The 2,086-nt window shown below is 37.8% G+C and carries 4 protein-coding genes and 1 tRNA gene; all 5 read left to right on the top strand.

Annotated elements, in window-relative coordinates:
• Nucleotides 1-236: L-serine ammonia-lyase, iron-sulfur-dependent, subunit alpha (locus tag BN358_RS09965; RefSeq protein WP_040582339.1), on the top strand; the 236-nt coding region annotated here is incomplete at its 5' end.
• A 109-nt stretch (nucleotides 237-345) separates the two neighbouring features.
• Nucleotides 346-434 (top strand) — tRNA-Ser (locus BN358_RS09960).
• A gap of 136 nt (nucleotides 435-570) precedes the next feature.
• Nucleotides 571-999, top strand: coding sequence for a DUF1893 domain-containing protein (locus BN358_RS09955; protein ID WP_019229102.1), 429 nt, complete (start codon nucleotides 571-573; stop codon nucleotides 997-999).
• On the top strand, nucleotides 996-1,424 hold the full coding sequence (locus BN358_RS09950) for a DUF3842 family protein (RefSeq protein ID WP_019229101.1): 429 nt from the start codon (nucleotides 996-998) through the stop codon (nucleotides 1,422-1,424). The genes BN358_RS09955 and BN358_RS09950 overlap by 4 nt, the downstream gene beginning before the upstream one ends.
• Before the next feature lie 69 nt (nucleotides 1,425-1,493).
• Nucleotides 1,494-2,030, top strand: a complete 537-nt coding sequence (locus BN358_RS09945) for an ECF transporter S component (RefSeq protein WP_019229100.1) — start codon at nucleotides 1,494-1,496, stop codon at nucleotides 2,028-2,030.
• Nucleotides 2,031-2,086: the final 56 nt, after the last annotated feature.

Genomic DNA, 2,086 nt, shown 5'->3' with positions numbered 1-2,086 from the left:
CAGGACTTGTAGAGGTTCCATGCGCCAAGAGAAACATTGCAGGAACAGTGAGCGCACTTACAACTGCAGATTTGGCCATGAGCGGTGTAGAAAGTAAAATCCCGTTTGATGAAGTAGTATGGGCAATGCACAAGGTAGGAAAGGCACTTCCTTCAGAGCTAAGAGAAACTGCAATGGGAGGAATTGCAATAACACCAACAGGCCAAAGGCTGAAAAAAGAAATATTCGGGGAATAATCCGGAGGGGAAACCCTCCTTTTTAATTTTTATCTCAATATGTGTTGACAAAAAAGTTTGTTTTGGATAAACTTATACTGTTATTTAATCTTAGCTTCTGCAATATTATGGAAGAGTATCGAAGTGGTCATAACGAGCCGCACTCGAAATGCGGTTGCCTTCCGGGGCACGTGGGTTCAAATCCCACCTCTTCCGCCAATTACCTAACAAATATGTCTGACTGATAGGGAAGGACAGATTGCTGGTAGGTCAAACGCAACGAATGAAATTTACTAAATAATCGCAGGATCAATTAAGCAAATTAATTGGTCATTATTTTTAAGGAGCTGATTAAATGAAAGACATTGACATGGCTAAAGAGTTTTTGGAAAATGAAAAACTTTCTTTGGCAATAGTCAAGAATGGGAAACTTGTCTTCTCAAGCACAGGAATAGGAATCAAACCATTATTTACCGCTGTTGAACAGCTTAAAGATGAACTTGAAGGTTCAAGCGTTGCAGACAAGGTTACAGGCAAGGCTGCTGCAATGCTTTGTAAATATGCTAAAATCAAAGAACTGCACACGCATCTCATTTCAGAAAATGCATTAGCAGTCTTGAAGGATTCACCAATGATTTTGGAGTATGATGAATCAGCTCCATATATAATAAACCGAGATAAAACAGGAATGTGTCCTGTTGAAACTCTGTCACTTAAGACAAATGACCTAGATGAACTAAAGTCAGGAATAAAGAATTTTTTAGAAAGCATAGGTTTATTATGAAAATAGCCGTTATAGATGGAATGGGCGGAGGAATCGGAAGCCAGGTAGTTGAAAGATTGAAGTCTTTGAACAGCAGTGATATTGAAATCATCGCCCTGGGCACTAACTCTCAAGCCACTTCCAACATGTTGAAATCCGGAGCCCATGAAGGAGCGACGGGAGAAAATGCAATAGCATGGAACTGTATGAAAGTTGACATTATTATAGGACCGCTGGCCATAATAGCCGCCAATTCTATGATGGGTGAAATAAGCCCTAAGATGTCTGAGGCAATAGCGAGCAGCCCGGCGAGAAAACTTCTCCTTCCTGTAAGCAAGTGCAACATAGATGTCGTTGGCCTGGAAGACATGCAGTTTAAAACTATTTTCAACGAACTTACATCTACAATGAAAAAAATATTGAATGAAAAAAACCATGAAGGTTAACACGTTAATTTTCATGGTTTTTTTTGTAAAACAAACCTATAAAAATAATAGAAATCAGGAGATACGTTTATGAATAATAAAATTACAACAAAAGAAATTGTTTTAGGCGGGCTTTTGCTAGCAACAGGATTAATACTTCCAATGATATTTCATTTATTTGGGCTTACAGGTCAAATAGCTTTGCCTATGCATATACCTGTTTTAATTGGGGGATTCTTGCTTTCACCTTCATTAGCCCTGAGCTTGGGAATCATTACACCCCTTGTAAGCAGCGTATTAACAGGTATGCCTGTTTTATTTCCCATGGCAGTTATTATGATGTTTGAGCTTGGCACATATGCCTTTGCTGCCTCTGTTTTTACAAGAAGGATGAAATTACCTGCAGTGCCTTCATTGATTTTAGCAATGATTGCAGGAAGAATAGCAGCAGGCTTGACAGTTGCTTTATTAGTACAGCTGTTTGGTGTAAAGATGAATCCGCTTATATATATAAAAGGTGCTGTTTTAACAGGTATACCCGGGATTATAATTCAATTGTTTTTTATTCCTCTGCTTATTTTTTCAATAAAAACATACAAAACAAAGACAACTGCAAAATCATCTTAAATAGTGAAAAATATCAATGAGAGCAACAATATGGGATATAAATTAAAAGGAAATGA

Origin of the sequence: Sedimentibacter sp. B4 (genome assembly GCF_000309315.1) — a bacterium.
Classification (GTDB): Bacteria; Bacillota; Clostridia; order Tissierellales; family Sedimentibacteraceae; genus Sedimentibacter; species Sedimentibacter saalensis.
This window is presented reverse-complemented; position numbering and strand designations above follow the sequence as displayed.

What these genes read in the sequence shown, in the direction of transcription:
- BN358_RS09950 (WP_019229101.1), top strand. Translation starts at nt 996, where the DNA reads ATGAAAATAGCCGTTATAGATGGAATGGGCGGAGGAATCGGAAGCCAG.
- BN358_RS09955 (WP_019229102.1), top strand. Translation starts at nt 571, where the DNA reads ATGAAAGACATTGACATGGCTAAAGAGTTTTTGGAAAATGAAAAACTT.
- BN358_RS09945 (WP_019229100.1), top strand. Translation starts at nt 1,494, where the DNA reads ATGAATAATAAAATTACAACAAAAGAAATTGTTTTAGGCGGGCTTTTG.